The sequence below is a fragment of the Microvirga massiliensis genome, from assembly GCF_001006805.1.
GTDB classification, from domain to species: domain Bacteria; phylum Pseudomonadota; class Alphaproteobacteria; order Rhizobiales; family Beijerinckiaceae; genus Microvirga; species Microvirga massiliensis.
The window spans coordinates 322,079-348,703 of the sequence record NZ_LN811351.1; the positions used below are offsets into that span (position 1 = coordinate 322,079).

Below are 26,625 nucleotides of genomic sequence, written 5' to 3' on the forward strand. Positions count from 1 at the left end.
TCATGCCGGGCGTAGGGGTTGGCAGAGTGCTGGAAGACAGGTGACCCGCCGCGATCGCCGGTTTAACAAGCGGCCGTGTTCCCGCTCGTCAATGCACCCAGAGCCCTCGCCCGCCAGTTCGCCGCCTTCTTCGGAGTCGGCCTCGTCGCGGCCATTGTCCACTACGGTCTGCTGATCGGCTTGGTCGAGCTGGCGGGCCTGTCCGCAGTGCCGGCCACCCTGGCGGGTTATCTCGGGGGAGGGGTCGTATCCTATGCGCTCAACCGGCGCCATACCTACGCGAGCACCCGGCCGCATCGGGAAGCCGGGTGGCGCTTCGCGGTCGTCGCGGCGATCGGGTTTGTGCTGACCGGGATCGTCATGCAGATCCTCGTGGAGCGCCTCGGGATTTTCTACCTGTTGGCCCAGATCGTCACGACCGGGATCGTTCTCGTCTGGAGTTTTCTCGCGCACCGGATCTGGACCTTCGGATCGCGCTGACGATCCCGGAGCTTTCGCGGGCCAGTCCTCATCCGATCCGAATCGGAAGCCGGATCATCCGCCTGCTCAGGCGGGTCGGGCCATGAAGGTCATGCGCGCTTGGTTGTGTCCCAGATTGGGCCTGCGCCGCTCGGCCGAGAAGCCCATGCTGGTGAGGAGCTCGATCATCTCGCTCTCCTCGTATTGTGCGAGCCCGAGTTCACCCCTGATCTTGCGGTAGTCCGAGAAGATCGTGCGCACTAGGCCAAGCCCCGCCTGCACCGCGAAGCCCCCCTTCCAGGCGAAGGACAGGAGGGCCTTCGCATCCGTGAGGGGGCTGACGTCCGGCGGGATCACATCCGCGAGAACGAGCCGCCCCTCGGGCTTCAGCTTCGCGCGCCAGGTTTGCAGGAGATGGCGCAACTCCTCGAGCGTCAGATACTGGACGAGAGAGTTCACCACGATCAGATCGAGCGATTGATCGGACAGGTCCTCGACATCCTCGGGCGCGATCACCGAGATCCGAGGTTCGTTCCTAAATCGCTGCTCGAGGCGCTCCCGCACGAGCGGAGCGGCATCGCAAAGGTAGAGATAAGCGCAGCGTGCTGCGATTCGCTGCGCCGACAGAGCCTCGCCGCAGCCATGATCGAGCACCACCGCGTCCGGTGAGGGAACGATCGCGGCGATGTCGTTGGCGATCAGCCAATAATGCAGCAGCTTGTGCCGATCGCTCACATAGATCGGCGTGTCGCGGTTCCAGTATTCGCGCCAGTCCATGGCTGCGACCATGCCGCAGGAGCGTTAAGCCTTCCTCAGCGGCTGGTCCACAGCTTCACGAGCGGACCCTGGGCTCCATCGACGGGGTCCATCGCGGGCAGCGGGACCGCCGTGATCCGGGTCCGGGCCGCCGCAAGCGCATTGGGATCCTCCCGGAGGAGGTCGTAGTCCCGGCCGTCTGCATAGGCGCCGACCACGAGCAGATCGTCGCTGGCGTTGATCAGTGCGTGCCCGACGCCCGCCGGGATCACGACCACGTCACCCGTGGAGAGACCGAAGGTCTCCCCGCCTTCGCCCCCGAAGCGCACCGTTGCCGAGCCGCACGCGATGCCGAGTACCTCATGGGCGGTCGAGTGATAATGATGAAAATCGTAAATTCCGTTCCGCCAGGCGCCGGTCCAGCCATTCCTGGCAAAGGTGGTCTCGAAGGTTTTGGCCGGGTCATCGGCCGACGGCGGGATTGCCCCCTGGCGGACGATCAGGGGAAGCATCGAGTTCGGTATCCCGCTATTTTCCTGGAACACGAACGTATGCGTCCCGAGCGGCACGTTGTAGCCCCGAGAATCGCCGTAGCCCTTCGCCTGCGCCATCTCCAACTCCCTCTCTCGATGATGAGCCGAGGGGAAACGCCCGAATGGCGGGAAGGATGCGGATCTGACCTCAAATGCCCGGCTCTTCCTCGGTCGTGGCGAGAAAGAGCGGTGCCAAAGCCCGGGTGTACCGGCTGGGCTCAGACGCCCAGCATCAGCGCAGCAACGGCGCGATCGATCGAGATGTAAAAGACCAGGAAGGCTGCCGCGCCGGCGATCGCGAATTCCGCGGCTTCATGCCGAAGCAGGCGCGCTTGGCGGAGCAGATCACGGCCGAAGATCACCATCAGCCAGGAAACCGTCAGCACGACGGGCATCGCGAACAGGAACGACCATGTGCTCTCGACTGGGCCCGAGGCGCTCGGGTCGATCAGCGGGCGGATGTTACGGACCCAAGGTGCGTAGAGCGCGGCATAGAGCGATGTCATCCAGGAGAGCGAAACAGCGACGCCAAGATGGAACGTGAACAGACGATGCAAACGCAAGAAGCCATCCGCCTCGGAACGAACAGGCATGGCCAGACCCCCAAATCGAGCAACGATGATTTTTTGTTTTAGTAAAGCGATCGTTAACGTGATTTGGGGCTCTCGCGCAACCAGAGACTTACCCGTCGGCTTCGGCTCGCATTCAGGCTGGTGCCTTGGCCTTTTCCCTGTCCATCAGCTCCACGAATCGCTCGAAGAGGTAGTGGCTGTCCTGCGGCCCGGGTGAAGCTTCCGGATGATATTGGACGGAAAAGGCTGGACGATCCGTGAGCGCGATCCCGCAATTGGAGCCATCGAACAGAGAGACATGGGTCTCGACCGCCGTGTGGGGCAGGCTTACCGGATCCAGGGCAAATCCATGATTCATCGAGGTGATCTCGACCTTGCCCGTCGTCTTGTCCTTCACGGGATGGTTCGCACCGTGATGACCCTGATGCATCTTCATGGTGCGGCCGCCCACGGCGAGCCCGAGCATTTGATGCCCGAGGCAGATCCCGAATGTCGGCATTCCTCGATCGAGGAGCGAGCGGATGACCGGGACGGCATATTCTCCGGTTGCAGCCGGATCGCCGGGGCCGTTCGACAGGAAGATTCCATCCGGCTTGAGCGCCATGATCTCGTCGGCCGAGGCGGTCGCCGGGACGACGGTCACTTTGCAGCCGGCATTGGCGAGCAGCCTGAGAATGTTGCGCTTCACGCCATAATCGATCGCGACGACGTGACGGCGTGCTTCGTTCCTGTGGCCAAATCCACGCGACCGTTCCCACGTGGTCTCGTCCCAGTCGTAGCGCTGCACGCTGGTCACGAGCGGGACGAGGTCGAGGCCGTTCATGGACGGCAGCGCCGCGGCCTTCAGCTTGAGAGCTTCGATGTCGAACAGGCCGTTCGGGTCATGGGCAATGACCGCATTCGGCATGCCTTGCTCCCGGATCCGGGCGGTCAGCGCCCGGGTATCGAGTCCGCTGATGCCGACGATGCTGCGGGCCTTCAGCCAGGCATCGAGAGAACGGGATGCGCGCCAGTTCGATGGGTTGGTTACGGCTGCCGCGAGCACGACGCCCCGCACTCCCGACGAAGAGGCGGCATTGACGGCCTCTGTGTCCTCCTCGTTCGTGCCGACATTGCCGATATGCGGAAACGTGAAGGTGACGATCTGTCCGGCATAGGAGGGGTCCGTCAGGATCTCCTGATAGCCCGTCATGGACGTATTGAAGCACACTTCGCCCGAAGCCTCACCGACTGCGCCGATCCCGAAGCCTTCGAGCACCGTTCCATCCTGAAGCACGAGGAGCGCAGTCGCGCGCGGCTCTGTCCACCCGTGGGTTGGCTGTGTGTCTTGCGGCATTGTGGTGATCTCATTAAGTGCGCCTCGGTAGAGGCGGGCGCGAGCGAGCCGCCAATGCGGCCGTCCGAGTCTCGTCCGACTTAATCATCGCCTCGAAACCCGTCAACAACGGGTGGTCAGGGCATGGATGGCCCAGGTTCATCGACGCTCGTCGGTGGGGCGGGACATCATCGGCCTGAATCCGTCTCGGGCGGATCGGTGCATCCAGGAGAACATCATGCGCGAGCGGTTTACGACCGAAATGAAAGAGGCCCTGAAGGCCGGCGACAAGCGCAGGCTCGGAACCATTCGCCTGATCCAGGCTGCGCTGAAGGATAAGGACATCGAAGCGCGCGGCGCCGGCCGCGAGAAGGCCACCGAGGACGAGATCCTGGTGCTGCTTCAAAAGATGATCAAGCAGCGGCAGGAATCCATCGCGATCTACGAGCAGGCAGGCCGCAACGAACTCGCCCAGCAGGAGCGCGAGGAGGCGGAGGTGATCGCTTCCTTCCTCCCGCAGCAGATGGACGAGAGCGAGACCCGGGCCGCCATCGAGGCTGCCATCGCCGAGACCGGCGCCGCGTCCATGAAGGACATGGGGAAGGTGGTCGGCAGTCTGCGCGCCCGCTATGCGGGCCGTATGGATTTCGCGAAGGCGAGTGCCATCGTGAAGGACCTGCTTCCCAAGGGATGAGCAACTGACGGTGGAGCCTGGGCTGGCAGGACTCCCATCGGCAACGCTTCCGCTCTAGTCTATCGGCCTCGAAGCCGTTCACCCGCTCCTGAAAGCTCTACGGACGTTACGCGTGCGATATCCGCCCTCGGTGCTGGAAGAGATCCGCGCTCGCCTGCCCGTCTCGAGCATCGTCGGACGGCGGGTCAAGCTCAGGAAGGCGGGGCGCGAGTGGAAGGGGCTGTCGCCCTTCAATTCAGAGAAAACACCGTCCTTCTTCGTCAACGACCAGAAGCAGTTCTATCACTGCTTCTCCTCGGGCAAGCACGGCGACATCTTCACCTTCCTGATGGAGACGGAAGGCCTGTCGTTTCCGGAGGCCGTGGAGCGCCTCGCCGGCGAGGCGGGTGTCCCGCTGCCCCAGCCTGATCGCGACGACCGTGCGGCAGAGCAGAAGCGTCGCGGGTTCGATGAGATCATGGAGCTGGCCGCTTCCTTCTTCGAAGGGGCTCTCAAAAGCTCGGCGGGAAGAGCTGCACGCGATTATCTCGCTTCGCGCGGATTGTCCGCGGAAATCCAGGCGCGGTTCCGGATCGGCTATGCTCCGGGCGACCGGTTCGCTCTCCGGGACCATCTCGCCGGAAAAGGAGTTTCGGCCGAGGCGATGGTCGAGCTTGGGCTCCTTGTCGGAGGTGAGGATGTCAGCGTCCCGTTCGACCGTTTTCGCGACCGCGTCATGTTTCCGATCTGCGACATGCGCGGCCGCGTCGTCGCTTTCGGGGGGCGTGCGCTCTCGGCGGACGTGCCCGCCAAATACCTCAACTCACCGGAAACCCCGCTCTTCTCGAAGGGGCGGCTCCTCTACAATGCTCACGTGGCACGAAAGGCGAGCCACGAGCGCGGCACCGTGATCGTGGTGGAGGGATATGTCGACGTCATCTCGCTCGCCGCAGCGGGATTCCCCCATGCGGTCGCGCCGCTCGGGACGGCGCTCACCGAGGACCAGCTTGCCCTGCTCTGGCGCATGGCGGACGAGCCGATCCTTTGCTTCGACGGGGACCGGGCCGGCCGGCGTGCGGCCTACCGGGCCGTCGATGTGGCTCTGCCGGGGCTCAGCGCCGGAAAATCACTTCGGTTCGCGCTTCTCCCAGAGGGACAGGATCCGGACGACATCGCCCGCTCGGGCGGACCTGCGGCTGTCGAGCGGGTGCTCGCCGCCGCAAGGCCGCTCGTCGACATGCTCTGGGCGCGGGAAGTGGAGGCGGGGCCGCTCGATACCCCGGAGCGTCGGGCGGCGCTCGCCCGACGCCTCCTCGAGGCGCTCGGGGCCATCAAGGACGAGACGCTCCGCCGGTATTACCGCGAGGACATCGACGCTCGGCTCGCAGCCCTGGGGCCGGCTCGCAGTTTCCCGGGCCGTCAGCCCGGGAGACGTTTCGGAGCCGCCAATCCGGGGCGCGCCGTCAGTGCTGGCTCAGCCGTGCGCCTGACGGTGAGTCCCGGCCTGCTGCAGAGCGCTCTTTTCGCCGGCCCGGACAGCACCACGCCCCGCGAGGCGATGATTCTTTCGGCCCTGCTCGCTCACCCGGAGCATCTCCTGGCGCAGGCCGAAACGCTTTCGGAACTCGATCTTTCCGGACCGGAGGCGAACGCTCTCAGGCGCTTCCTTCTGGATCTCGCAGGGGAGGGGAGCGCCCTGCCTCCGGAGGTCGTCAAGGGGCGGCTCGAACGGGCCGGTCTCGCGAGAACGGCCGAGCACCTGGCCGCGCGCGTCCGCCCCGGCGACCACTGGATGCTCGATCCCGGCGCGGACCCGATGCGACTTGAAGACGCATTGCGTCAGGCAATCACCTTGCATCGCCGCGGACGCACGTTACATAGCGAACTCCGGGCCGCCGAGCGCGCCCTCGCGGACGATGACAGTGAAGCCAACCTGGCCTGGTTGCGCGAGGTGCGCAGTCAGCTTTCGTCGTTGGAGGGGGCGGAGGCAGACCTGGACGACGGCCCGGCTAGCCGGGACCATTAAGATCGGACGACCGGAGGCCCGTCGTGGCGTCGGTAGGGGAGTGCGCGCAGGAGCGCGGGGGATCACATCATAACGGTTAGTCAAGCGACTCACTGTTTACTGGTATATCACCGGGTGGCCGAGGCTATCGACCTCGTCGCCTGTTTCGCCGCGGAATGGCTCCTCGAAGGGCCGGCGAGCGCGTGGAGCTGAACTGGGTATGGCAACAAAGGCAACCGAACGGGACGAAACCGAGACGGCTCAGGAGCCGCAAAGCGACGGACCGCTCCTTGATCTGACGGATGCCGCCGTCAGGCGGATGATCAAACTCGCGAAAAAGCGTGGCTATGTCACCTATGATGAACTGAACGAGGTCCTGCCCTCCGAGGAATTCACCTCGGAGCAGATCGAGGACGTGCTCGGCCAGCTCAGCGAGATGGGGATCAATGTCGTCGAGTCGGAAGAGGCCGACGATAACCAGGCGGCTCCGGCCGAGGCTGCGAGCGAGGAGGAGGAGCCGGAGAGCGGCGACCTCGTCGAGGCGACCACGACCACCCGTGCCGTCGCCGTGCGCGAGACCACCAAGGAGCCGACTGACCGGACGGACGACCCGGTTCGGATGTATCTTCGCGAAATGGGCTCGGTCGAGCTCCTGTCCCGCGAAGGCGAGATTGCCATCGCCAAGCGCATCGAGGCCGGTCGCGAAGCCATGATCGCCGGGCTTTGCGAGAGCCCGCTGACGTTCCAGGCCATCATCATCTGGCGCGACGAGCTCGTCGAAGGGCGGGTTCTTCTGCGCGACATCATCGATCTCGAAGCCACCTATGCGGGCCCTGACAGCAGGACGGCGCCTCAGGAGGAGGATGGCGCTGAGGGTGAGACGGCCGAGGCTGATGCCCCCGTCCCATCCGAAGGCGAGATGGACGACGACGATCTCGAGAACAACGTCTCGCTCTCGGCCATGGAATCCGAGCTCAAGCCGCGCGTGCTCGAGACCTTCGATCGTATCGCCGACAACTACAAGAAGCTACGTCGGCTGCAGGTCGAGCATGTCGAGCAGCGCATGCAGAACAAGCAGCTCACGCCAGCCCAGGAGCGCAAATACAAGAAGCTGAAGGACGAGATCGTCGCCGACGTGAAGTCCCTCTCGCTCAACAACAACCGCATCGAGGCCCTGGTCGAGCAGCTCTACGACATCAACAAGCGGCTGATCTCCTATGAGGGCCGCTTGATGCGTCATGCCGAGCAGCATGGCGTCGCCCGTGACGAGTTCCTCAAGCACTATCAGGGCTGGGAACTCGATCCGAAATGGGTGCTGCGGGTCTCGAAGCTCGGCGGGCGCGGCTGGAAGGATTTCGTCGCCAAGGGCAAGGACACGATCCACGACCTGCGCGAGCAGATCCACAACCTGGCTTCCGAGACCGGGCTCGAGATCGGCGAGTTCCGCCGCATCGTTCAGATGGTCCAGAAGGGCGAGCGCGAGGCGCGTCAGGCCAAGAAGGAAATGATCGAGGCCAATCTGCGCCTTGTGATCTCCATTGCGAAGAAATATACGAACCGCGGCCTGCAGTTCCTGGATCTCATCCAAGAGGGCAATATCGGCCTCATGAAGGCGGTCGATAAGTTCGAGTACCGACGCGGCTACAAGTTCTCGACCTATGCGACCTGGTGGATCCGGCAGGCGATCACCCGCTCGATCGCCGACCAGGCCCGGACGATCCGCATCCCGGTCCATATGATCGAGACGATCAACAAGATCGTGCGCACCTCGCGGCAGATGCTGCACGAGATCGGACGTGAGCCGACTCCCGAGGAGCTTGCCGAGAAGCTCGCCATGCCTCTCGAGAAGGTCCGCAAGGTCCTGAAGATCGCAAAGGAGCCGATCTCCCTCGAAACGCCGATCGGCGACGAGGAGGATTCGCATCTCGGCGACTTCATCGAGGACAAGAACGCCGTGCTCCCGATTGACGCGGCGATCCAGTCCAACCTGCGCGAGACGACGACGCGCGTGCTCGCCTCGCTGACGCCGCGCGAGGAGCGCGTTCTGCGCATGCGCTTCGGCATCGGAATGAACACGGACCACACCCTCGAAGAGGTCGGTCAGCAGTTCTCGGTGACTCGCGAGCGCATCCGCCAGATCGAGGCGAAGGCGCTGCGCAAGCTGAAGCACCCCTCGCGGAGCCGCAAGCTGCGGAGCTTCCTCGACAACTGATCCGGAGCGGCTTCCGGCAGTGAAAGTATAAAAGGCCGGGGCGGCGACGCCTCGGCCTTTTGCTATTGGACTTCGAGCAAGCTCTGTTCCGTGCGGCGCTTATGCGCAGCGCCGCATGCCGTTGGGATGGTCTTCCGGATGGGCAGGCTCGGGCACCTTCTGATTGCCGCATTCGCGCGTCTTCAGGGGAATGACCGGTGCGGGAAGATCCTGAGGCGGTGTGAGCAGCACATCCAGCCATTCCTGATCGATCGCGCGCACCTCATGGGCTGCGCGAACCGTCAGGTCCGCTTCGTCGGTCAGCGCCACTGCCCAATCGAACGGAAAGAAAAGTCCCGTGCTCCACGTCTGCATTCTGGCCTCCGATTGGGCGGGGTTGCGATATCCGCCCCCTCGCGACGCACCGCCTACCGGGTCCGTCGACGTCGGGAATAGAGCACCGTCCCACGCGGGACTCATTGACCTAACGCAAATGGCAGCCAATCCCGGCCAGCGATCTTCAGCGCCAGGCGTAGTTGAAGCTCACGCTGATCCGGTTGGTCTCGGCCTCATTGATCGGGACTTCGTGACGGAGCCAGCTCTCCCACAGAATGACGGTACCGGGGCTCGGGGCGAGATAGACGAAGGGCCGGCTCTCGGGCTTGGCCTTGGCGCGCCGGGGCGGGGCCGCCATCATGAAACCGAGGCGCGGGTCCTCGAGCTTCAGGGCGCCGGCCCCATCGGGCACGGTTACGTAATAGGTCCCGCTCACCACCGAGTGGGGGTGGATATGGGACGTGTGGATGCCGCCCGGCGGCAGGATATTGATCCAGAGCGAGTCGAGCACGAGCTTGCGCCCGCCGAGATCGAAATCGACCTCTTTCGCGAATGCAGCGACGTGGCTGTCCAGGGCCTTTGCGAGGTCCGCGAAGACCGGAATGCGCCAGGGCAGATCGTCGAGCGAGGCATAGGACGTGTAGCCCGGATAACCATTCTTCGCGCACCAGCGCTGCCCGGCCGTGTCGTCCTCGGCAATCGAGAGGCAGGCTGTCTCGAGTTCGTGCAGGAGGCGCTCACCCTTCGCTCCGGTGATTTCCGCGCGGTAGACTTTGGTGACGAAGAGGCTGTCGATCGTTGCCATGGCGCGCCGCTCTATCGCTCGCGAAGGAGCTTTGTCAAAGACCTAACGTGAATTTTCAGGTAGGCCACAGGAGATGATCTTGCGTCCGCCTTGCTGCGCGATGCGTTGAAGTGAGGATTTGTTGTGTCCGCCGGGCAGTGCCCGCTTACGATCGAGGCCGTGTGAAAGCGCGTCTGCGCGCCGATTGTTCGAGACGATGGCGTCGCGGTGGTTTGAATGCGCTCTGGCAACTGGCTTTGATCAGGCGGCCATCGCCTGCATGAGCCGTTTGACACCGAAATTGGTGAGCATCCGCTTCATGTTGGAGGCGAGAGCCTGCAAGCTCGTTTCGGTTCGGACCTTGTCGAGGGTCTTGGTCAGGAAGTAGGTGCTGCCTATCCAGGCTTTGAGGGTAGCGAACGGATGCTCGACGGTCTGGCGGCGGATGGTGATCGCCTCGGGCCTGTGATCGAGCCAGTCGACCGAGCCCGACCGGGCAAACGCACGAGCACCGGCGACCTCAGAATCGCTCAGGTCGTCGCACCTGCGACGGCCAGCGAGAGATCGGCCTCTTGATGCCAGTAGTGGGCCCCACGGGCACGTCGAACGCCACCAACCTGGAGCGGGCGATCTCGTATGACGCACCGACCTCGGTGATCGCCATCCGGTAATCCAGACCAAGAGGCGCGCCGAGCGTAGCCGTCACCCCTGGGGCCAAAGCGCGGCTGCGAAGATCGCTGCGCTCCAGCCCGATCGATGATCCTCTCGCCGACGCCCATCATCTCGACATAGAGGGGCGCGGAGGCCGACGGCGACAGCGGGATGAGGGTTGTCGGGTTGCCGTCCCAGAAGCCGAGGTAGCGCTGCACGACGCCGCGGCTTTTGTGCTCGGGAGAGCCGTGATAGCCCCGGCAGTACCACTTCTCCTGCAAGCTCTTCGGCATCTGATAGATGTTGTGGATCTCGTTGATCGTGACGCCCTGGTTGGCGAGATGGAGGACCTGGTTGTTCATGTGGGCGTAAAGGTCACGTTGAGCGCGCAGGACTTCCTGAATCCTGTCGTTGCCCCAGCGCGGCCAATGGTGCGAAGCGAACATGACGTCCGCCTCCACGCCGAAGCGGTAAAGCGCCTTGCCGATGTATTTGGACCAGCGCAGCGGGTCGCGCACCTGAGCGCCGCGCATCGTGTAGATGTTGTGCAGCGACGCGATGACGTTCTCCGCCATCCAGAGCGCCTTCATGTCGGGGATGTACGTGTTCATCTCCCGGGGTGCCTCGGTGTTCGGCGTGTTCTGGAAAATCATCCTGACGCCGTCGACCTCGAATTCGTCGATGTCCTTCTCGACAGAGCGGGTTGGCGCGAACAGCCCCGTCGCCCCGGCCGAGACGGCCTGACCGAGCCCCTGGCCGACGTAACCGTGCGGACTGGCGGGAAGCAGAAGGCCATACTGGTAGAACAGCCGCCGGTTCATGGCGTTGCCGGCGTAGACGTTCTCGGAAACCGTGAACTCCACCGGCCGCCCGTAGCCGAACCAATCCTTCGGCTCTTGCGGCCGAACTTGGCTGAATACAATAACGCTGTCTCCGATCACGACGCCCTCGCCCACCATGCGAGGACAGGAATCATTTTCGATCTAGATTTTCGGCTTGAGCATGGATCTACTTGGTGGTTCAGCTTCGGTGAAAGCCAAGAGCGAAGGGAGTAGAACGTGAACAACCCTCAAAAGGTGAAGCGTCGCGTCGGCATCATTGGTGTTGGCCTGATGGGACATGGTATCGCCCGAAACGTCCAGCGAGCTGGTTGGCCCATTGCTTTTCTCAACCACCCCGGCAATCAGCCGGTCAATGATCTGCTTGGGAGTGGCGCGGTTTCGTTCGACACCTGTTCCGAGCTTGCAGCCAGTTGCGAAGTTATCATTACTTGCGTCACTGGCACCCCACAGGTGGAGGACGTCCTCTTTCGAGAAGATGGCGTTCTGAAAGGGCTGCGTCCCGGGTCCGTGGTCATCGACTGCTCAACTGCAATCCCGGAATCCACTAAAAGGATAGCGGCAGCCGTTGCTGCTACGGGAGCCCGCTTTCTGGACGCGCCGATGACTCGAACGCCGAAGGAGGCCGCAGAAGGGCGCCTCAACCTCATCGTCGGCGGCGACAGGGATCTGTTCGACGCGCTCCTGCCTCTGATGCGCAGTTATGCTGAAAACGTCACCTATGCCGGCAATGTCGGCGCAGGTCATACACTCAAGCTCTTGCACAATTATGTGTCACTTGGTTTCTCGGCTGTCCTCGCAGAAGCCGCGGCCTGTTCGGCAAGAGCAGGTGTCGACCCCGAAGTGCTAGTCGAAGTTCTCGGGAAGGGCGGAGGCGCCGGCGTCGTGTTCGAGCGTCTCAAACCGTTCATCCTCGCCCAGGATGCTTCCAGCTTCCGCTTCAGCATCGCCAACGCTCGCAAGGACATAGGATACTATGTCGAGATGACCCGTGATGTGGCTGCCGCAAACGGTGCTGCCACAGCTATATTCCAGACTTATGATCAAGCGTGCAACAAGGGACATGAGCAAGCAGCGGTCCCGGAGCTGATCACCGTGCTCTCAGAGAAAAAGTGATCGCCGTCGGCTCGTGGCTGCGTTTCGATAACATCCTCAATCTGACAGGCTTTTCCTCCGAACATACAGATCAACAGACTTCCCGCCCAAGCCTGTCAGCTACCCGGATCGCTTCCGAGCCGTCTAGACCTTCGCGCCGATCTCCTCACCCGTGAACCGCCCGTGGGGTGAGAAGGCGCTCAGGGATTATATCGGCTCGAACCGGTCCGCATGACGGGAATACGATGCCTGTTCCCTCATCGAGGACGGGGCGCATGTGAAGGAACTCCTGATCGACCAGGGCACCTCCGACATCTTCCTGGAGAACCAGCTTAAGCCCGATCTACTGGAACAGGCCTATGCCGATGCGGGCATTCCCCTGACCCTTCGCCCCCAGGAGGGCTACGACCACTCCTACTTCTTCATCGAGGATCATCCGCGCTGGCACGGGAAGCGGCTCAGCACATCGTAAATGCCGGTGAACGAGAAAGACGCCCCCACATGCGAAGTCTCTCAGCATGTGAGGCGCGTTGAGTCGAACTCTGAACGTCTCGTTTGGCACGTTGCGGAAGTTGAACGAACGTCCGTAATCACGAGGTGAGCAGACCTTCTGGCTCAGGTACTTGGGACTGAGGTGGTCTGTTTGCTGGGCTAGGGGTTGGCGAGCGTAGCGGCAAGCCCCACGACAGCTTGCTGTCGTATCAAGCCAAAGGACGCGGGCATCCTGGTCGGGAAGCTGATCACGAATCGAGCTTTGCTGACTCTCATGAATATCTTCACTTGCGAGAGGATTCGAACGAGCGTGTGCAGATCCGCAGCAAGGGCGCGGTCAAGGAGCTCGTGATCCAGCTCTGATCGTCAGTAATGTGGCGGGGGCAATGGTCCTTTCGAGGGCATCTCCGAAGCCGTTAAGATCGCCGATTGGCCCTTGCGATTATCCGGGCGTGACTTACGCGGCTTAGGGCAAAGTCACTTTCAATGCCGCTGCACACTCATCGAACCTTGAAGACCAGTTTCCCGCGGAAGTGCCTGGACTCGCTCACCCGGTGAGCTTCCGCGGCCTGATCCAGGTCATAGACCTTGATTTCCGGTGGGCGGACTGCGCCCGCTTCAATCAGGTCGGCCACCCTGCTCATCCGCTCCGTTGAGCGTGTCACCGGCGGCTTGAGAGCCCGAACGCCTTGCCGTTTCGGTGTCGGTGCCGGACCACCGATGAAGGCTGCTCGTCCGCCTGGGCAGAGAACCAACAAGGTGCGCTCTGCGACCTCACCGCCGACCGTGTCGAGTGCGGCGTCGCAATCCCTGACCGCCTGGGTGAAATCAACCGTGTTGTAATCGACCACGTCGTCGGCTCCGAGCGCGCGGACATAATCGTGGTTGGCGGTGCTGGCCGTGGCGATCACCCGCGCACCGACATGCTTGGCGAACTGCACCGCGACGCCGGCCACGCCGCCTGCTCCGCCCTGGATCAGGATGGTCTCGCCCGGCTGCAATTGCAGCGTCTCTTCGAGTGCGCTCACGGCGGTGAGCCCGGTGAGGGCCAGGGCGGCAGCTTCGACATGGGACAGGCCGGCCGGCTTGCGTCCGACAATCTTCGCGTTGAGCGCAATCTTCTCGGCGTAGCCACCCTCCTGGCCCGGCATCGACACGGCGAACACCTCGTCGCCCGGGCGGAAGGCCGTCACCGCCGCGCCGACCGCCACAACGGTGCCGGAAACATCGCGGCCGAGGATGTGCGGCAACACGAGGCCGGCATAGCCACCGCGTCGCTGCTTCCAGTCAGCCGCATTCACGCTCGCGGCGGCGATATCGATCAGGACCTCGTCCTCTGCAGGCACCGGGTCCGGCACATCCCCGTAGGTCAGAACCTCGGGCCCGCCGAAGCGTTCGATGTAAACCGCCTTCATGGCCTTCTCCGACCAGAAATCGGCGGAGCTCGATCGGCCCACGCCACCGCGTCAGCGGATAGCCGAAGGTGGGCAGCAATGCGACTGCCTTGGGGCAACATCCTGCACGGCGAAAGGCACTGACCGGTGTACACGAGGGCACAGGAGGTTTGCACCAGTCGGAGGTGCCTCCCATTTAGCCGGCCGCACCGCCCCGCGCGTTCCAGGTTTGCAATGCCGGCATTCGGTAGCGCTGGGCGCGCTTTCAGGCTACTCGCATCGGCTTGGAACTGGACATGCCTGTCCTGGTTTGTCCTCAGGGCTTTGGCCCGGAGACGGTGCATGATCTGCTGTCGAACCATCGCTTTCACCAGCATGCTGGTGATCGGGATCGCGTCTCCCGGCTTGAGCGGGGCGAGCGCCCAGCAAGACGCGAGCCAATCGTGCGCCGGACAGCTCACGGAGCAACTCAGGCGCTACAGCGAGGAATGTCTCTCCGATTTGATGGAATACGTCGCGTCTCAGCCCGAGATCGGAGCGAGGATCTCCAGCGAGAGCGAAAAATATTACATCCTGCTCGTGAAGGACGCCAAAGGCTTCCGAGCCGAGGCGGTCAGCAAATCCAATTTCCCGATGATGAAGGAAGAGACCGCTGACGCCCTCAAACGGCTCGGATGGGCGCCGCCCGAAAACGAGAACGACAACTGGAAGAGGCCGATCGAGGCCGATCGCGCACAGGCCGGAACGGCCGCGCAGGTTCTGGCGGAGTCGCTTGAGGCTTATGGCCTGAAGAAGGGCGAAGCCATCTCGCTCACAGCCGGGCGAGCCCTCTCGAACTGACCGGCGCCGCAGCCGGTGGCTCCGTTCCGTTCGGCTTCGCCTGGGTTGCTCCCACCGAGCGCATTGAGTGCACCCTCAGGCAGCTTGGCCAACGTCTCAGTGAGGCATGAAGCTGAAGATGGTCGAACTTCCGCACTTGCGAAGTGAGCGGACCTTCAGACCTACATTCACGCTGCCTTGGGTCGGTCGTTAACCTGAAGCCTTCTGTTGCCGTTCCGCGACGGGTGGCCGGCATGACGTCTAGGCCGCTCCAAGCTGACCGTTGCGCCTCCTGAACGGAATGACGTTGCCGCCGATCTCGACCGCCTTGCGCAGGCGCGACAGCTCGATGACCGCGCGGGCGCGGTACAGCCGCCACATCGGGCTGATCACCGGCTGGCCGGAGATGGCCGGATCGGACGTCCACCGGTACTGCCATTCCAGGGCGGTGAAGTCGTCGCCGTAGGCGTGCATCACGGTCTCATCCGGGTCGAGGCCGGCATCGGCGCAGAGGGCCTTCGCCTTTGCCTCGATCTCGGTGTCCATGACGCGGGCTGTCGCCCGTGCCCTTGCGTGTAACATCGATCAATCCGCAGTCGGCTTGATTGGGGGGAGAGGCTCACTGCGCCGCTCCAGGCAGCGTGTCAGCTCTTGGATGACCCAGCGCCTGGCTTGGCGTTTCGAGGATCGCGTCATGATGCCCTCCTGCGATTGGTCTCGAGGATTGCTCGAAACAGCCGATCCTGCCGTGACCAACGGCACACGGCCTTGTGTGACGGGCTCACAGCCATCCCGCGGTGAAGTCGCCAAGGGGTGCCTTCCGGTCCTCCCTGACTTGAGCGTCATCGAACCTAGGGAGACAGCGACGCTCTAGGTTAGCTGCTCACGGCGATCACTCGGACGAGGCGAACCCATCGGCAATGAAGAAAGGCGGTTCGCTAACCATTTCCGAAGAGCTTGAGCCGAGAATAGCCCGGGTATTGATTTCGTGACGAAAGGAACTCGCGATGGCAAAGAACACGATCTGCCTCTGGTACGATAAGGACGCCGAGGCTGCCGCCCGCTTCTATTCCGAGACCTTTCCCGACAGCGCTGTGCTCGCTGTGCACCGTGCGCCCAGCGACTACCCAGCCGGCAAGGAGGGCGACGTATTGACCGTCGAATTCACGGTTGCGGGTGTTGCCTGCCTCGGCCTCAACGGCGGTTCCGCGTTCAAGCATAACGAAGCCTTCTCGTTTCAGATCGCCACCGACGATCAGGACGAGACCGACCGCTACTGGGATGCCATCGTCAGCAACGGCGGCCAGGAGAGCGCGTGTGGCTGGTGCAAGGACAAGTGGGGCGTGTCCTGGCAAATCACGCCACGCGTGCTGACGGAGGCGCTGGCGGCAGGCGGCGATGAAGCCAAACGTGCGTTTGAGGCAATGATGCACATGAGGAAGCTTGACGTCGCCGCGATCGAGGCGGCGCGGCGCGGTTGATGCTCCACTTCGGATGGCGGCAAAATTGCCGCCAGCAGTCGTCCGCTCCTGGTTCAGAGCTGAAGTTGATCGAACTTCCGCAATCGCGAGATGAGCGGCCCTTCACGATGTCCGCCCAGCATCGTACTTTGGCCCTTCTCGGACGAGACGCGTTGGTCAGCTATTCGGCGTCAAGCGGATGTTGAGAGGAATTCCCGCAAGGCGGACTTTGATTCGTAGCAGTCGTTGGACCAGACCAGCCCGAACGAGCCGCAACGGGCAGGGACCCGACTTTCATATGGTGATGCCGAAACGTCCCCCAAGGAGGATCGCATCGTGAGGAGTGCTCTCGGCCAGAAGAGGGCCGACTCTGCTTCGAGAGTTATCATGGCATCGCCGCAAACCATCTACCGGGCATTCCTCGATCCGGAGGCCTTGGTCTCGTGGCTTCCGCCAGAGGGCATGAAGGGCCACATTGACGTGTTCGACCCGCGAGAGGGCGGGACCTATCGGATGAGTCTCACCCATGAGGGATCGGACCACTCAACGCCCGGCAAGACCTCGGAACACTCTGATGTCGTCCGGGGGCGGTTCGTGGAACTGGTCCCGGACGAGCGGATCGTGCAACTGGTCGAATTCGACTCCGATGATCCTGCATTCGCAGGTGCGATGACGATGACATGGACGCTAGCTGCCGTTCCCGGAGGTACCAACGTCACGATCCTTTGCGAGAACGTGCCCGAAGGGATACGGCAGGAAGATCACGATGCGGGCTTAAGGTCGACGCTGGAGAATCTTGCAGCCTTCATCGAATAACAGCCGGGGCGCAGTGTTGCGGCGTCCCGGAGCATCAGGTGTTAATCGGCGCGGGTCGCGGGCGTCAGTCGTTGATCCTCTAACCTTCGATGGTGTTCGGCGGGGTCACACCCGCGGGCCGTTTTCACAAGCACTTGATCGGAGTGGTGAACAAGCACGGCGAGATGCTCGCCGCTGGGTCCGTAGCACCCGAAAAGCCGTTTCTTTACGATCTTCTCGTTGGTGCCGGTCCAGCCTGCCATAATCTTCACCCCAAGGCCGCTCCACCGTCCGAAACCCGATGTTCGTTATGTGACACGCCCTGCTCGTCTATTCCCGCAGGTAGAACACGATCTTGAGATCCGAATCGGGCACGAAATTTTTCGCCTTCCAACTCATTCCGTCGCCGACGGCCTCCAGCCCGTCAGGAACGCAGAAGCTGAACAGGGAGCCAGGCACGTTGGATATTATCAGGCGGAAGTCGCCGATGGGGCCGTTCCAGTTCCTGGCAGTCGTGAGGATGTAGCCGACGGTGAACGGCTCCAGCGAGATGCCTTTCGCCCGGAGTTCGGCAAGTTTTTGCCGGGTCACCGTGCCGAGGCAATACGAGGCAGCGCCTTCCGCCCTCGTAATGATAATGATAGTTATTGCCGGCGCCGAAAAACGGCTTGTAGGAAATCTCGACCACCGTCTCACCCGTCGCGAAAGTCTGCGTCCATTCATAGACCGCCTGATATTCCCATCTCGGAACCAGCCAATGGTCAGAATCGTCTTCCTGCACCAGCTTTTCACGCTTCAGCGTGCGGATCGTGGCTTCGGGCAGTTGCGCAAGCTTTGTGAACGTTTCGGTATCCGCGGCGAAAAGCGGAATGCCCATCTCAAGCAGTTTGCCGGTGATGTTGGTGCCGTTGAACCAGGCATATTCATGAAGCATGGGTCTCACGGACTTGCCGTTTACGGAGACCTCGAACGCCATGTAATTTCGCAGATCGGCCTCTTGCTCCGGCCGCCAACTCCTGTCGATGACATTATCAGGCCCGTCGGCCAACGACACCTTCGCCATGGGGAACCCGATCGTCCGTTCGATGGGGGCGGGCGCGTAGGACTCGAAGACGTAGCGGACGTGGAGGGCATTCCATCCGATCTCCAGTTCCTCGCTGACGATGGAAATGTCCTTCTCAGGCTTGAAGACAACGCCACCGGCTGGGAATTCGGAAACCGCGCCGTTTGCGAGCGCAGCCGACGTCACTCCGAGGGCGGCCAGAAATGAAGCGATCACGATAAGGATACCAGGCATCGGCATTTGTCGTCTTCCTTCTTCTGGGCAAAATCATCAGCCTAGTTGCATCCTTCCTTCCTGTTTTCTGTGGTCGTGTAAGGATGCAAAGCCCGTTCAATCGCGATCAGGGGCGCCCAGCGGAAAGAGATGCCGATACGGCCGTGCCTCGTCCACTGCCCGTGCAAATGACGGTCGCGCCAGCAATCGCCTGCGGTAAGCCTGCACACCGGCAAAGGCATCACTGACTGGATGCACCCAATCGGCATAGAAGAGAGAGGGGGCCGCCGCACAATCCGCGAGGCTGAAAGCTTCGCCCGTCGCCCATTCTCGGTCGTCCATGATCCTATTGAGCCAGGCATAGGATCTATCGAGCATCTCCCGGGCTTCGACCACGCCCTGCGGATCGCGCGCCTCCGGGGTTCGCAGGCTATTGGACACAATCCTCTGCACGGGCGTCATGACATAATTGTCAAAGAAGCGGTCCATCATTCGGACATTAAGAGCGGTTCGGGCGTCTTCAGGAACGAGGCGCACCGGTCCCGGGTGGCGCAGATCCAGGTGCTCGATGATGATGCTTGTCTCAACGATCGTGCGGCCGTCGTCTACTAGAACCGGAAAGCGTCTGATGGGCCAGAGCGCTTCCCATTCTGCGTTGGCCTGCTCGCTGTCGAGAATCCGGTACTCGAACGGGGTGCCATTCTCGTAAAGTGCGATCAGCGCCTTCTGACAGTAGGACGAGAAGGGGTGGGCATAGAGCGTCAACGTCATCGTTACCTCGCGCACGAAGCATCCGATTGCATTATGCAACCGGTTGATTGGTAACTCGACCGATCCCACTTTGCAAGCAGTCTCTGTTAAGGGTCTCGCCATGGCCGATGCGCACCGCTCCGGGTGCCCGATCAACCTGACTCTGGAAGTTCTGGGCGATCGATGGAGCCTGATCGTCATCCGGGACATCATGTTTGGGAATCGGCGCCATTTCCGCGAGTTGCTGAACCGCTCGGAGGAAGGGATCGCATCCAATATCCTGGCCGCTCGGCTCAAGCGATTGATGGCGGCCGGACTGCTTACAAGAGGTGACGATCCCAGCCATCAGCAGAAGGCGATTTACAACCTGACCGAGCCTGCCATTCAGCTCGTGCCCCTGCTCGTGCAGATGGGAGCCTGGGGGCGGCGCCATAGACCAGTTTCGGAGGAGCTGTCGATCCGCGCGCAATTGCTCGAGGAGGGCGGTCCATCGCTGTGGGATGCGTTCATGGCGGAGCTCCGTGCGCTGCATCTCGGCGCGCCTGCTCCGAAGCGCTCGGTGCTGCATGACCTTCAGGCCGCATACGAGAAGGTCGCTGCGCACAGGAAGACTGCTCGCTAAAGTTCGTCATCTGAAGCAGCCATTCCACACAGCCTCCCGCAAAATGACACACATGAATCGGGAAGGTCTGTTGATGGCACAGAGATGACGCTAGCTGAACTTCCGCAATCGTGAGGTCAGGAGACCTTCAGACCGATCAGCTCGACTATTGAGGTCGACCGAGGCTGCGTGAGAACGCGAAATTACGACCTGATCCCGAAACATTTTTTCGATTTTCAGTGGAATCTGCGCTGGGTCGGCTCCAAACGTTCCAGCGGCGCAATTCGTCTGGATTATTCTTCTCCGCTGACTTGGAGACCATGAGTTTTCACACAGCCTCACCATGAGCCGACATCGATGGAGCTCCGGCTCGCCCACCACCGCGCAGAGCTCCCGAAAGCCGAAGAAGGGGAGCAAGGCGAAGAACAGGAGCACCGTCGTCGTGAGAATCCCGAACGGGTGCCGCCCCCGACCTCGGACAAGCTCTCGGCCAGCGTCTTGCCGCGGAAATGGCCAACGACGAGGCCTTCGAGGATCTCACAGGCGGCCAGCAAAACCGAATAGACCGCGGCCTTGAAGGCCATCGCATAGATCAGCGGCTCCCACTCGTAGCGCTCGCCGACCTTCAATTCCTCGGCCACGAACAGGATCTTCGCGAGCACGAGCGCATTCACGACCGCGAAGCTCTACCGGTAGGAGAGGCCGCTCTCCGCCAGGACCAGCGACTTGTGCAGAGCCGAGATGGCCAGCAGGCCCCAGAAATAGAGAAAGATGACCCCGAAGCGCTTGAGGCCGGAGACGGCCTTGTCCCGGCGGGTGAGAGGCGCTGCATCGGACATCGGGCCTCACCTTCGTTTGGAGCGCGCCACGCGGAGCCGTCCCCTCGCGGGGAGAGCGCGCGCAGAATGGGCCGGAGACCGGGCCTCCGGCTCCACATCCCTTCGCCTCAGGAAGGCCACGCTCCGACATGTCCTCCCGAGGATTCCGTGTCAGGTCCGATGCTTCAGGGCCAGGCCCATGCTGATCCAGCCGATCCCGGCAAAGACCAAGTCGACGCCGAGAAAGATGCCGAGCACGAACAGGCTCGAGACCGGCCATTTCGCGAGAATCATGCCGCCCACGAGCAGGGTGATGACGCCCGATAGCGCGACCCAGACCCAGGGCGTTCCCTCGGTCATCTGCATGGCCAGGAAGAGGCGCAGGCAGCCTGAGACGATCAGGGCCACGCCGAGCATCAGAGTCAGCACGCTCGCGGCCAAGAGCGGGTTCTGGAAGGTCACCACGCCCGCGATGACATAGAGAACGCCGAGCAGAGCCCACAGGAAGAACTTGCCCCAGCTCTTCACGCCAAAGGCATTGACGATCTCGGCAATCCCGCTGATCAGCATCATGGCACCGACGACCGCCACCGACGCGACGGTCGCCATCACCACGCTGCCGAGGGCGATGAGGCCGGCGATCAGGAAGACGATGCCGAGCGCAACAATCCAGCCCCATTTGACACGCAGCAGCTCAAGCCCTTGGTCCACACGCCCTGGAACCGGCGTGCCGATATTAGCGGTGTTGGACATGAGAAAACCTCCTCGAAAACCGTTTGTCCAATGGGTCTGACGGCCCGTCTTCCTCACAATGTTCACATCTCACGCAGTACAGCCGACGCACTTCATACCAATGCCAGGCTCACTTCATTGTGCGGACCGAGCCAAGGATTCGCGATTACCCCGGGACCACGCAGCAACTCACTGCGCCAGCACTTGGGCACTGCTCGCCTTTTCGACTGGCGGTGGATTCCACCTTCCGGTCAGGACCTCCGCTTTCGGCGCGTAAAGGCGCATCGTCAGATTGAAGGGCGCTTTCGGTGCCGGGAGCCAATTGGCTTCCATCGCCTTGCCGGGGCTTTCGTTCTGAATGAACAGGTCGAGGGATCCGTCGCGATTGTACTGGAACGGCATCCAGCTGCTCACCGCAAAGCGGTCGAGGCTGTTCGCGACCTGAAAACCCTCCGGATCGTAGAGGGTCACCGACCAGAAGGCCTCTACGGGAGGCATGCTGCCCTTGTCGAAGTGGAGGGTGTATCGGTTGGCTCCATCGAGGGGCAGGCCTGTCGAGTCTGCGAGATTCAGCGGATACACCGCATCCTCCGGCAAATTGGCGCCAAGCCCGACCTGTGCGACGATCGCGCGCTTCAAGTAGTAGTTCCCGTAGACGCCCATCGTGTCCGTGTTCATCGACCAACCGTTCACGACACGGGCAAGGGTGGGAACCTTCCACGCCATCAGGCGCTGGCCTTCTGCCGCCGCCGGTTCGAGGCCGCGTTTGATAGCGCCATCCAGCTTGCCGAAATCGAAGCTCTTGCCCGGCTCGATGCCGATCCGCCTCATTCGCGCGATGATGGGCTGGTCGGTGTCGTGGGGCGGGTTCACTTTCAGGAGTTCCGCCGCATAGGTGAAGAACTGCTCAGAGGACATCGTGTCCACCTGCTTCTTCGGCGGCGTCTTCATGTCGACCGTCGGGTCCGCCTTGAACGGAGCCGGCTCGGGATCCTTGCCCCATTGCCACACCGGCGTGACCTTGTACCCGGCCTGGATCTTGTGAACTGCGTCGTAGTCGGAAGGGCCGTCGGTTTTCGTGCGCCCGATGATCCAGACATAAGGCGTGGGCGCCTCGATGGTCTGGCCTTCCCGCGGGAGCTTGAAGTCCTCGATCAGGCGCTGCCTCAGGTCGGGCCGCCAGCCCGGGGCGACCATGACGAAGTGTCCGGGCTGCGTCCCTGTGGTTCGCCAGCCGGGAGAGGCGAACACGTCGGTCCACATGTCGAGCATCGGCAGCAGATAGTAGCGTCCTGCGGTATCCGGAACCGACACCACGACGGGCTCGCTCGTCAGGTCGAGAAAGGCCGACGAGTACAATGTATCGAAGTTCGGCCGGACGACCGCCCTGTCATCGGCTTTCGGGTATGCGGCTATATTGGCCATGGTGTTCATCGGGCCGCCGAGCCCTTTGCCGGCTTCGACATTCGTGATCTGCCGACGCGTAACGTCCATAGTGACGAGCGGGTACAGATACACATAGGCATCGACCGCGATGTCGTGCGCCTGCTGCTCGCTGATCGGTTCCGCTTGCAGTGACGTCGTTCGCAGCAACCGGCTCCATCGCGCTCATCGCGAGCAGCATGGGAACGGAAGCAAGATGCAGGGCCGTCTTGCGGATCCTCGGCGATGTAACGTTCATGATAGCCTCCATTCCCTTTGGACGCCTCGATTCCGAGCGCGTTCTCGCGGCCACGCTTCTCCTCGGCTCCGGCCGTGACCTGATGCCGATTACCGGCAGCGGGTAATCACTTGCCCGTAAACGCCGACGACCTGCACGCAGCCGGCTGCCGGATAGGCGTAGGCACCGCCCGCGGCCGCCCCGGCCAGCCCCGGGGCGCCGTAGGCGAAGGCCCGATAGGTGGTCCGCCGGGCGACTCCGGCATAGCTCAGGGGCGTCAGGGGACGTCCGATGATCGCCTCGGCGCGGGTCATGAACCCGTGCCCCGGGACGACCGGATCACCGCTCCAGATCAGGATGAGGAGGGCCGCTGTGGTCGCGGCAAGACCCGTGACGACGCGTTTCGGTGTCATGGCTTCGATCCTCCTGCTGGAATGCCGGGAGGCACCTCGTCGATGTCCCCGAGGGCGTCGAGCGCCACCTGCTTCACGCCGTCGGGCGCCGTGAACGCGAAGGCGTCTGGACCAGACTTCACGTCCGTGCGCAGCTCCTTGATGTGCAGCGTGTATTGGGGCGCCTGCGCGACGGTCTTGCTGGTGATGACATATTTGCGCGGGACCGGGCGCTCGCCGGTCTCGACCCAGAGCTGCCAGTCGGTCTCGGGATTGCGGAAGGCGAGATGCTCGCACTCGACCCCGTCGACGACGCCGCGGCCGATATGCTTGGCGTCCAGCACCTCCTCGGTGAGTCGCTCGTAGGCATTCGCGGCCAGCAGATCGGCGCCGGGCAACTCGACGAAGTGCACCGTCCGCAGCCGGTGGACCACCTCGTCGGGCGATCCCGGCACATCGAGCCGGGCGAACGCCTTGCCGTGGCGGTTGTGCACGGTCATGGTCTTGCCGTCGAAGACGAGTTCCAGATCCGCGTAACCGCCCGTCCGGGTGGCCCGCAGGCCAGCCTGGCGGTCGAGGAGCACGTCGCCGGAGGCGGTGAACTGGATCTTCTGCAAGTCCGGCGTGATGACCTCGATATCGGTGTCATAGGTCGCTGACAGTGTCTTCTGTCTCGCCATGAAGTCGGTCATGGCCTTCAGGACCTTGCGTGCGTCGCCATCATCCGCCTTCGCCACCATGGTCGTGACGGACAGGAGCACCGCGGCAATGACGCCGACGCCGATGCCCCGGACGGCCTGCGCTCTCGTCGGAAGGTGCTGCGTCATGGATGGCCTCTGTCGCCATGAGCCGCCGTCGACGGCGGCAATCTCTGCTCGGGAGCTGGGGGCTTGAACACCGCCCCGGACGCGACAACGGCACGAGCATCGACCTGACGCTAGCAAGGGACTGCAGTCGCGGCCTGTAGCATCCTGTATCCTACGGTGTGGCTGCCGTGCTCAGCGGTATGATCAGCCTGTCCGAGCGGTGCCCCGCTCCCGTGCGGGGATCCGGAGCAGACTCAAAACCACGTTCGGAGCCGACGATGGCAGTCAACGGCCGCGGTGGCAGACAGGCAACAAGCAGCGCGTCACGACATGTGCGCCTCGGGGGCGACGAGGTGAAACTCATGGCCCTGGATGCCCTGGCATTCGCATTGGGAGCGATCACGCCGCTGGCCATCGTCATCTGGCTCGTGCTTCTGCACTGAGGGGGTATTCCGGGTGACGGTCCGCACCCCGGATCTCGACGGGAACCTGGCATTCCGCGCGGCTCCGGTCGTAACGGGCGATGAGCTGCCCTTCCCGGTGGAGACTGCCCGTCTGCATCGCGCCGGATTCGGATCGGCGTTAACGCGAGATCGGCTCCAGGGCCCTTTCGGCGGCCGTTCTGTCCGGCACCGGGAAGCCGGCCTTGCGTGCCCCCTCGGCGAGATGCACCGCATCCTCTGACCGGAAGTTGCGCTTGGCGAGTTCCTCGTCCCAGTGGTCGAAGATGGTCGGGCGCATCCGCAGAAATTGCTCCCGCGCCTCGTCCGCCTCACGCGTCATGCCGAGCTGGGCGTAAATGATCGCGGCGATGAAATGATAGAGGGGGAACTTCTCCAAGCTGACCTGATGGATCAGGGTTTCGGCGCGCCGGTAGTCGCGCTTCATGTAGGCGTGAACGGCCAGCATTCCGTTGTAGTAATCGGAGTGCCCCGGGTTGCGGGCCAGTGCCTGCTCCAGGAGCGTCGCTCCCCGGTCCCAGGCGCCGATCTGGCCCAACCGGCTCGCGAAGTCGGCGAGCAGTTCCGTATCGTTCGGATTGAGCGCCACGGCCTGCTCGCCGATCCGGAGCGCCTCCGCGGGTTGTCCCGTGAAGAAGAGCGCCAGCATCAGCGCCTGAAGCGCCCGCACGTTCTCCGGATCGAGCCGGATCGCCCGGCGCGCGGCATCGATGGCGCGCTGCGTTGCGCCCGGAGAGCCGGGCCTCGGGTTGAATCCGAAGCGGTCCTCGTCGAGATAGAGGACGGAAAGCATCGCCCAAGCGGTGGCGTAGCTCGGGTAACGGCCGACCGCTCGCTCCAGGCAGATCCGGGTGGCGGCATGTTTTTCTGCCGAGAGAGCAGTCCGGTAGCCGTAGAACTGAAGCGTACAGGCATAGGCCTCGAGATCGTCCGGCGCTGTCGTCGCCTGAACGCGCTTCTCGTCAGCCCGGAAGATGATCCCGTAGGGCTGCCCCACGGCGGTCGCGACCTTCTCGGCGATGTCGTCCTGGATCGCGAAGAAGTCACGGATACGCAGATCTTCGTCATAGTCTTGCGACCAGAGCACGACCCCGGTCTCCGTCTCGAGCAGTCGACCCGTGACCCGTAAGTGGTTCGCTGCGGCCCGAATGCTCCCCTCCAGCACGTATCGGGCGCCGAGTTCGCGGCGGATCCGAGCGAGATCGGCTTCGGGTGGGATGGTCCGCGACGTCTCCCGTCCGAGGACGGTGATCTCCTTGAAGCGAGCAAGCTGGCTCAGAACCTCCTCGGTCAGGCCATCGGCATAGATTCTGGCCTCCGGGAGCTCGCCCAGATTCGCGAAGGGCATGACGACGAGCGTCGGCTCCTCCGGTGGCAATGTCGCCGATGCCGGGGACGGAGACTGCAAAACGTCTTGTGTCGTGCGCCACAGGACGAGGCCGACGAGAGTGGCGAGCAGGACGACCGTCCCTGCGCTAAGCCAGGCCCACCGCCGCGGGGCCAGCGACATGACGGAGTTCTCCGCGGGCGGCGCGCCGGGCGCTGGAGGATCTTCCGCCTGCGGGATATGGCTCGCGAAGTGCGGGACGTAGCCGCCCTTCGGGATGGAAATCACGACCGGATCGGCCTGGCCGGCGACCAGGTAGTAGTGCTCCAGGGCCCGGCGCAGCCGCCCGGCCTCGATGCGCACGACCGGATCGCTCTGGGCATCGAAGCTCGCGTCCCGCCCGAAGACCTCGGTGCCGATCGCGTAAGCCTTGATGCGCCCCGCGCGCCCGGCCAGCGTCTCCTCGATGACATAGCGCAGGAACCGCCGCGCCCGTGGGGGAACATCAAGGTCGGGGCTGGCGACGAGGCGCTCGAGCTGGGCGCGCACCTCCTCGGCCGAAGGCTGCGCCTGCGGCAGCTCACCGACAGCGCTACCACTGCCGAGCATGGACCGGCCCCTTTCCGGTGGCGT

The 26,625-nt window shown here is 63.1% G+C and carries 29 protein-coding genes and 2 pseudogenes; 11 read left to right on the forward strand and 20 right to left on the reverse strand.

Features of this window, described 5'->3' with window-relative positions; genetic code table 11:
• Positions 1-75: 75 nt before the first annotated feature.
• A complete protein-coding gene (locus BN1233_RS06635; RefSeq protein WP_046862740.1) occupies positions 76-480 on the forward strand; it encodes a GtrA family protein in 405 nt (134 codons plus the stop codon).
• A 66-nt stretch (positions 481-546) separates the two neighbouring features.
• On the opposite strand, the gene BN1233_RS06640 is transcribed toward BN1233_RS06635, so the two are convergent.
• From BN1233_RS06640 to carA, 4 genes are all read right to left on the reverse strand, one after another.
• Positions 547-1,236 (reverse strand): class I SAM-dependent methyltransferase, encoded by a 690-nt coding sequence (locus tag BN1233_RS06640; protein ID WP_046863152.1) that lies wholly within the window; start codon positions 1,234-1,236, stop codon positions 547-549.
• 35 nt (positions 1,237-1,271) lie between these two features.
• Positions 1,272-1,826, reverse strand: a complete 555-nt coding sequence (locus BN1233_RS06645) for a cupin domain-containing protein (protein WP_046862741.1) — start codon at positions 1,824-1,826, stop codon at positions 1,272-1,274.
• Between the two features lie 140 nt (positions 1,827-1,966).
• On the reverse strand, positions 1,967-2,341 hold the full coding sequence (locus BN1233_RS06650; RefSeq protein WP_046862742.1) for a hypothetical protein: 375 nt from the start codon (positions 2,339-2,341) through the stop codon (positions 1,967-1,969).
• 112 nt (positions 2,342-2,453) lie between these two features.
• Entirely contained in the window at positions 2,454-3,656 is a 1,203-nt protein-coding gene (gene carA / locus BN1233_RS06655; RefSeq protein WP_046862743.1) for a glutamine-hydrolyzing carbamoyl-phosphate synthase small subunit, read from the reverse strand.
• A gap of 214 nt (positions 3,657-3,870) precedes the next feature.
• Here carA and BN1233_RS06660 point away from each other — a divergent pair, with 214 nt between their 5' ends.
• The 3 genes from BN1233_RS06660 (at position 3,871) to rpoD (ending at position 8,525) form a co-directional block, all read left to right on the forward strand.
• Positions 3,871-4,329 (forward strand): GatB/YqeY domain-containing protein, encoded by a 459-nt coding sequence (locus BN1233_RS06660; protein ID WP_046863153.1) that lies wholly within the window; start codon positions 3,871-3,873, stop codon positions 4,327-4,329.
• A 112-nt stretch (positions 4,330-4,441) separates the two neighbouring features.
• Positions 4,442-6,334, forward strand: a complete 1,893-nt coding sequence (dnaG, locus tag BN1233_RS06665; RefSeq protein ID WP_046862744.1) for a DNA primase — start codon at positions 4,442-4,444, stop codon at positions 6,332-6,334.
• A gap of 199 nt (positions 6,335-6,533) precedes the next feature.
• Complete coding sequence (gene rpoD, locus BN1233_RS06670; RefSeq protein ID WP_046862745.1) at positions 6,534-8,525, forward strand: RNA polymerase sigma factor RpoD; 1,992 nt, start codon at positions 6,534-6,536, stop codon at positions 8,523-8,525.
• A 99-nt stretch (positions 8,526-8,624) separates the two neighbouring features.
• Here rpoD and BN1233_RS06675 read toward each other — a convergent pair whose 3' ends face one another.
• From BN1233_RS06675 to BN1233_RS06685, 4 genes and pseudogenes are all read right to left on the reverse strand, one after another.
• Entirely contained in the window at positions 8,625-8,879 is a 255-nt protein-coding gene (locus BN1233_RS06675) for a hypothetical protein (protein ID WP_046862746.1), read from the reverse strand.
• Between the two features lie 145 nt (positions 8,880-9,024).
• Entirely contained in the window at positions 9,025-9,645 is a 621-nt protein-coding gene (locus tag BN1233_RS06680; protein ID WP_046862747.1) for a TIGR02466 family protein, read from the reverse strand.
• A 240-nt stretch (positions 9,646-9,885) separates the two neighbouring features.
• Positions 9,886-10,098 (reverse strand): annotated as a pseudogene (locus tag BN1233_RS49525) (IS5/IS1182 family transposase); the annotation flags it as partial.
• Between the two features lie 56 nt (positions 10,099-10,154).
• Complete coding sequence (locus tag BN1233_RS06685) at positions 10,155-11,216, reverse strand: alkyl sulfatase dimerization domain-containing protein (RefSeq protein ID WP_244470953.1); 1,062 nt, start codon at positions 11,214-11,216, stop codon at positions 10,155-10,157.
• A gap of 117 nt (positions 11,217-11,333) precedes the next feature.
• Here BN1233_RS06685 and BN1233_RS06690 point away from each other — a divergent pair, with 117 nt between their 5' ends.
• Both BN1233_RS06690 and BN1233_RS50960 read left to right on the forward strand, forming a co-directional pair.
• Positions 11,334-12,230, forward strand: coding sequence for an NAD(P)-dependent oxidoreductase (locus BN1233_RS06690; RefSeq protein ID WP_244470954.1), 897 nt, complete (start codon positions 11,334-11,336; stop codon positions 12,228-12,230).
• 256 nt (positions 12,231-12,486) lie between these two features.
• Positions 12,487-12,681 (forward strand): alpha/beta hydrolase family protein, encoded by a 195-nt coding sequence (locus BN1233_RS50960; protein WP_052763716.1) that lies wholly within the window; start codon positions 12,487-12,489, stop codon positions 12,679-12,681.
• 520 nt (positions 12,682-13,201) lie between these two features.
• On the opposite strand, the gene BN1233_RS06700 is transcribed toward BN1233_RS50960, so the two are convergent.
• Positions 13,202-14,116, reverse strand: coding sequence for an NADP-dependent oxidoreductase (locus tag BN1233_RS06700; RefSeq protein ID WP_046862748.1), 915 nt, complete (start codon positions 14,114-14,116; stop codon positions 13,202-13,204).
• Positions 14,117-14,437: 321 nt separating this feature from the next.
• On the opposite strand from BN1233_RS06700, the gene BN1233_RS06705 reads away from it, so the two are divergent.
• Positions 14,438-14,935, forward strand: a complete 498-nt coding sequence (locus tag BN1233_RS06705; protein WP_046862749.1) for a TY-Chap domain-containing protein — start codon at positions 14,438-14,440, stop codon at positions 14,933-14,935.
• Positions 14,936-15,175: 240 nt separating this feature from the next.
• On the opposite strand, the gene BN1233_RS06710 is transcribed toward BN1233_RS06705, so the two are convergent.
• Positions 15,176-15,460, reverse strand: a complete 285-nt coding sequence (locus BN1233_RS06710) for a hypothetical protein (RefSeq protein ID WP_046862750.1) — start codon at positions 15,458-15,460, stop codon at positions 15,176-15,178.
• Positions 15,461-15,921: 461 nt separating this feature from the next.
• On the opposite strand from BN1233_RS06710, the gene BN1233_RS06715 reads away from it, so the two are divergent.
• Complete coding sequence (locus BN1233_RS06715) at positions 15,922-16,395, forward strand: VOC family protein (RefSeq protein ID WP_046862751.1); 474 nt, start codon at positions 15,922-15,924, stop codon at positions 16,393-16,395.
• 366 nt (positions 16,396-16,761) lie between these two features.
• A complete protein-coding gene (locus BN1233_RS06720; RefSeq protein ID WP_082145228.1) occupies positions 16,762-17,190 on the forward strand; it encodes an SRPBCC family protein in 429 nt (142 codons plus the stop codon).
• A gap of 309 nt (positions 17,191-17,499) precedes the next feature.
• On the opposite strand, the gene BN1233_RS50965 is transcribed toward BN1233_RS06720, so the two are convergent.
• The 3 genes and pseudogenes from BN1233_RS50965 to BN1233_RS06735 form a co-directional block, all read right to left on the reverse strand.
• A complete protein-coding gene (locus BN1233_RS50965) occupies positions 17,500-17,892 on the reverse strand; it encodes a DUF4424 family protein (RefSeq protein ID WP_425311697.1) in 393 nt (130 codons plus the stop codon).
• Positions 17,822-18,472 (reverse strand): annotated as a pseudogene (locus BN1233_RS06730) (DUF4424 family protein); the annotation flags it as partial. The gene BN1233_RS50965 and the pseudogene BN1233_RS06730, both read right to left, overlap by 71 nt.
• A gap of 90 nt (positions 18,473-18,562) precedes the next feature.
• On the reverse strand, positions 18,563-19,216 hold the full coding sequence (locus tag BN1233_RS06735; RefSeq protein ID WP_046862755.1) for a glutathione S-transferase family protein: 654 nt from the start codon (positions 19,214-19,216) through the stop codon (positions 18,563-18,565).
• Positions 19,217-19,316: 100 nt separating this feature from the next.
• Between BN1233_RS06735 and BN1233_RS06740 the strand changes: the two genes are divergently transcribed.
• On the forward strand, positions 19,317-19,817 hold the full coding sequence (locus BN1233_RS06740; RefSeq protein WP_046862756.1) for a winged helix-turn-helix transcriptional regulator: 501 nt from the start codon (positions 19,317-19,319) through the stop codon (positions 19,815-19,817).
• Positions 19,818-20,134: 317 nt separating this feature from the next.
• Here the strand turns inward: BN1233_RS06740 and BN1233_RS06745 are convergent, their stop codons facing one another.
• From BN1233_RS06745 to BN1233_RS06770, 6 genes are all read right to left on the reverse strand, one after another.
• Positions 20,135-20,470 carry a hypothetical protein gene (locus BN1233_RS06745; protein ID WP_046862757.1) on the reverse strand — a complete coding sequence of 112 codons (336 nt, stop codon included), beginning with the start codon at positions 20,468-20,470 and terminating at the stop codon, positions 20,135-20,137.
• A 12-nt stretch (positions 20,471-20,482) separates the two neighbouring features.
• A complete protein-coding gene (locus BN1233_RS46660) occupies positions 20,483-20,635 on the reverse strand; it encodes a hypothetical protein (protein WP_154678253.1) in 153 nt (50 codons plus the stop codon).
• A gap of 150 nt (positions 20,636-20,785) precedes the next feature.
• Positions 20,786-21,367, reverse strand: a complete 582-nt coding sequence (locus tag BN1233_RS06750; protein WP_046862758.1) for an HdeD family acid-resistance protein — start codon at positions 21,365-21,367, stop codon at positions 20,786-20,788.
• A 168-nt stretch (positions 21,368-21,535) separates the two neighbouring features.
• Positions 21,536-22,939 (reverse strand): DUF1254 domain-containing protein, encoded by a 1,404-nt coding sequence (locus BN1233_RS06755; protein ID WP_046862759.1) that lies wholly within the window; start codon positions 22,937-22,939, stop codon positions 21,536-21,538.
• 177 nt (positions 22,940-23,116) lie between these two features.
• Entirely contained in the window at positions 23,117-23,419 is a 303-nt protein-coding gene (locus BN1233_RS06765; protein WP_052763717.1) for a hypothetical protein, read from the reverse strand.
• On the reverse strand, positions 23,416-24,225 hold the full coding sequence (locus tag BN1233_RS06770) for a DUF2092 domain-containing protein (RefSeq protein ID WP_046862761.1): 810 nt from the start codon (positions 24,223-24,225) through the stop codon (positions 23,416-23,418). The genes BN1233_RS06765 and BN1233_RS06770 overlap by 4 nt, the downstream gene beginning before the upstream one ends.
• 257 nt (positions 24,226-24,482) lie before the next feature.
• Here BN1233_RS06770 and BN1233_RS46665 point away from each other — a divergent pair, with 257 nt between their 5' ends.
• Positions 24,483-24,647: a hypothetical protein gene (locus BN1233_RS46665; protein ID WP_154678254.1), complete on the forward strand. Its 165-nt coding sequence runs from the start codon at positions 24,483-24,485 to the stop codon at positions 24,645-24,647.
• Positions 24,648-24,786: 139 nt separating this feature from the next.
• On the opposite strand, the gene BN1233_RS06775 is transcribed toward BN1233_RS46665, so the two are convergent.
• Entirely contained in the window at positions 24,787-26,601 is a 1,815-nt protein-coding gene (locus tag BN1233_RS06775) for a tetratricopeptide repeat protein (protein WP_046862762.1), read from the reverse strand.
• Positions 26,602-26,625: the final 24 nt, after the last annotated feature.

Coding starts and splice junctions, on each gene's coding strand:
- BN1233_RS46665 (WP_154678254.1), top strand. CDS start 24,483: ATGGCAGTCAACGGCCGCGGTGGCAGACAGGCAACAAGCAGCGCGTCA.
- BN1233_RS06720 (WP_082145228.1), top strand. CDS start 16,762: ATGGCATCGCCGCAAACCATCTACCGGGCATTCCTCGATCCGGAGGCC.
- BN1233_RS06770 (WP_046862761.1), bottom strand. CDS start 24,225: ATGACGCAGCACCTTCCGACGAGAGCGCAGGCCGTCCGGGGCATCGGC.
- BN1233_RS06700 (WP_046862748.1), bottom strand. CDS start 14,116: ATGAAGGCGGTTTACATCGAACGCTTCGGCGGGCCCGAGGTTCTGACC.
- BN1233_RS06640 (WP_046863152.1), bottom strand. CDS start 1,236: ATGGACTGGCGCGAATACTGGAACCGCGACACGCCGATCTATGTGAGC.
- BN1233_RS06775 (WP_046862762.1), bottom strand. CDS start 26,601: ATGCTCGGCAGTGGTAGCGCTGTCGGTGAGCTGCCGCAGGCGCAGCCT.
- BN1233_RS06715 (WP_046862751.1), top strand. CDS start 15,922: ATGGCAAAGAACACGATCTGCCTCTGGTACGATAAGGACGCCGAGGCT.
- rpoD (WP_046862745.1), top strand. CDS start 6,534: ATGGCAACAAAGGCAACCGAACGGGACGAAACCGAGACGGCTCAGGAG.
- BN1233_RS06710 (WP_046862750.1), bottom strand. CDS start 15,460: ATGGACACCGAGATCGAGGCAAAGGCGAAGGCCCTCTGCGCCGATGCC.
- BN1233_RS06750 (WP_046862758.1), bottom strand. CDS start 21,367: ATGTCCAACACCGCTAATATCGGCACGCCGGTTCCAGGGCGTGTGGAC.
- BN1233_RS06675 (WP_046862746.1), bottom strand. CDS start 8,879: ATGCAGACGTGGAGCACGGGACTTTTCTTTCCGTTCGATTGGGCAGTG.
- BN1233_RS06740 (WP_046862756.1), top strand. CDS start 19,317: ATGGCCGATGCGCACCGCTCCGGGTGCCCGATCAACCTGACTCTGGAA.
- BN1233_RS46660 (WP_154678253.1), bottom strand. CDS start 20,635: ATGTCCGATGCAGCGCCTCTCACCCGCCGGGACAAGGCCGTCTCCGGC.
- BN1233_RS06705 (WP_046862749.1), top strand. CDS start 14,438: ATGATCTGCTGTCGAACCATCGCTTTCACCAGCATGCTGGTGATCGGG.
- BN1233_RS06680 (WP_046862747.1), bottom strand. CDS start 9,645: ATGGCAACGATCGACAGCCTCTTCGTCACCAAAGTCTACCGCGCGGAA.
- BN1233_RS06735 (WP_046862755.1), bottom strand. CDS start 19,216: ATGACGTTGACGCTCTATGCCCACCCCTTCTCGTCCTACTGTCAGAAG.
- BN1233_RS06650 (WP_046862742.1), bottom strand. CDS start 2,341: ATGCCTGTTCGTTCCGAGGCGGATGGCTTCTTGCGTTTGCATCGTCTG.
- carA (WP_046862743.1), bottom strand. CDS start 3,656: ATGCCGCAAGACACACAGCCAACCCACGGGTGGACAGAGCCGCGCGCG.
- BN1233_RS50965 (WP_425311697.1), bottom strand. CDS start 17,892: ATGAATGGACGCAGACTTTCGCGACGGGTGAGACGGTGGTCGAGATTT.
- BN1233_RS06765 (WP_052763717.1), bottom strand. CDS start 23,419: ATGACACCGAAACGCGTCGTCACGGGTCTTGCCGCGACCACAGCGGCC.
- BN1233_RS06645 (WP_046862741.1), bottom strand. CDS start 1,826: ATGGCGCAGGCGAAGGGCTACGGCGATTCTCGGGGCTACAACGTGCCG.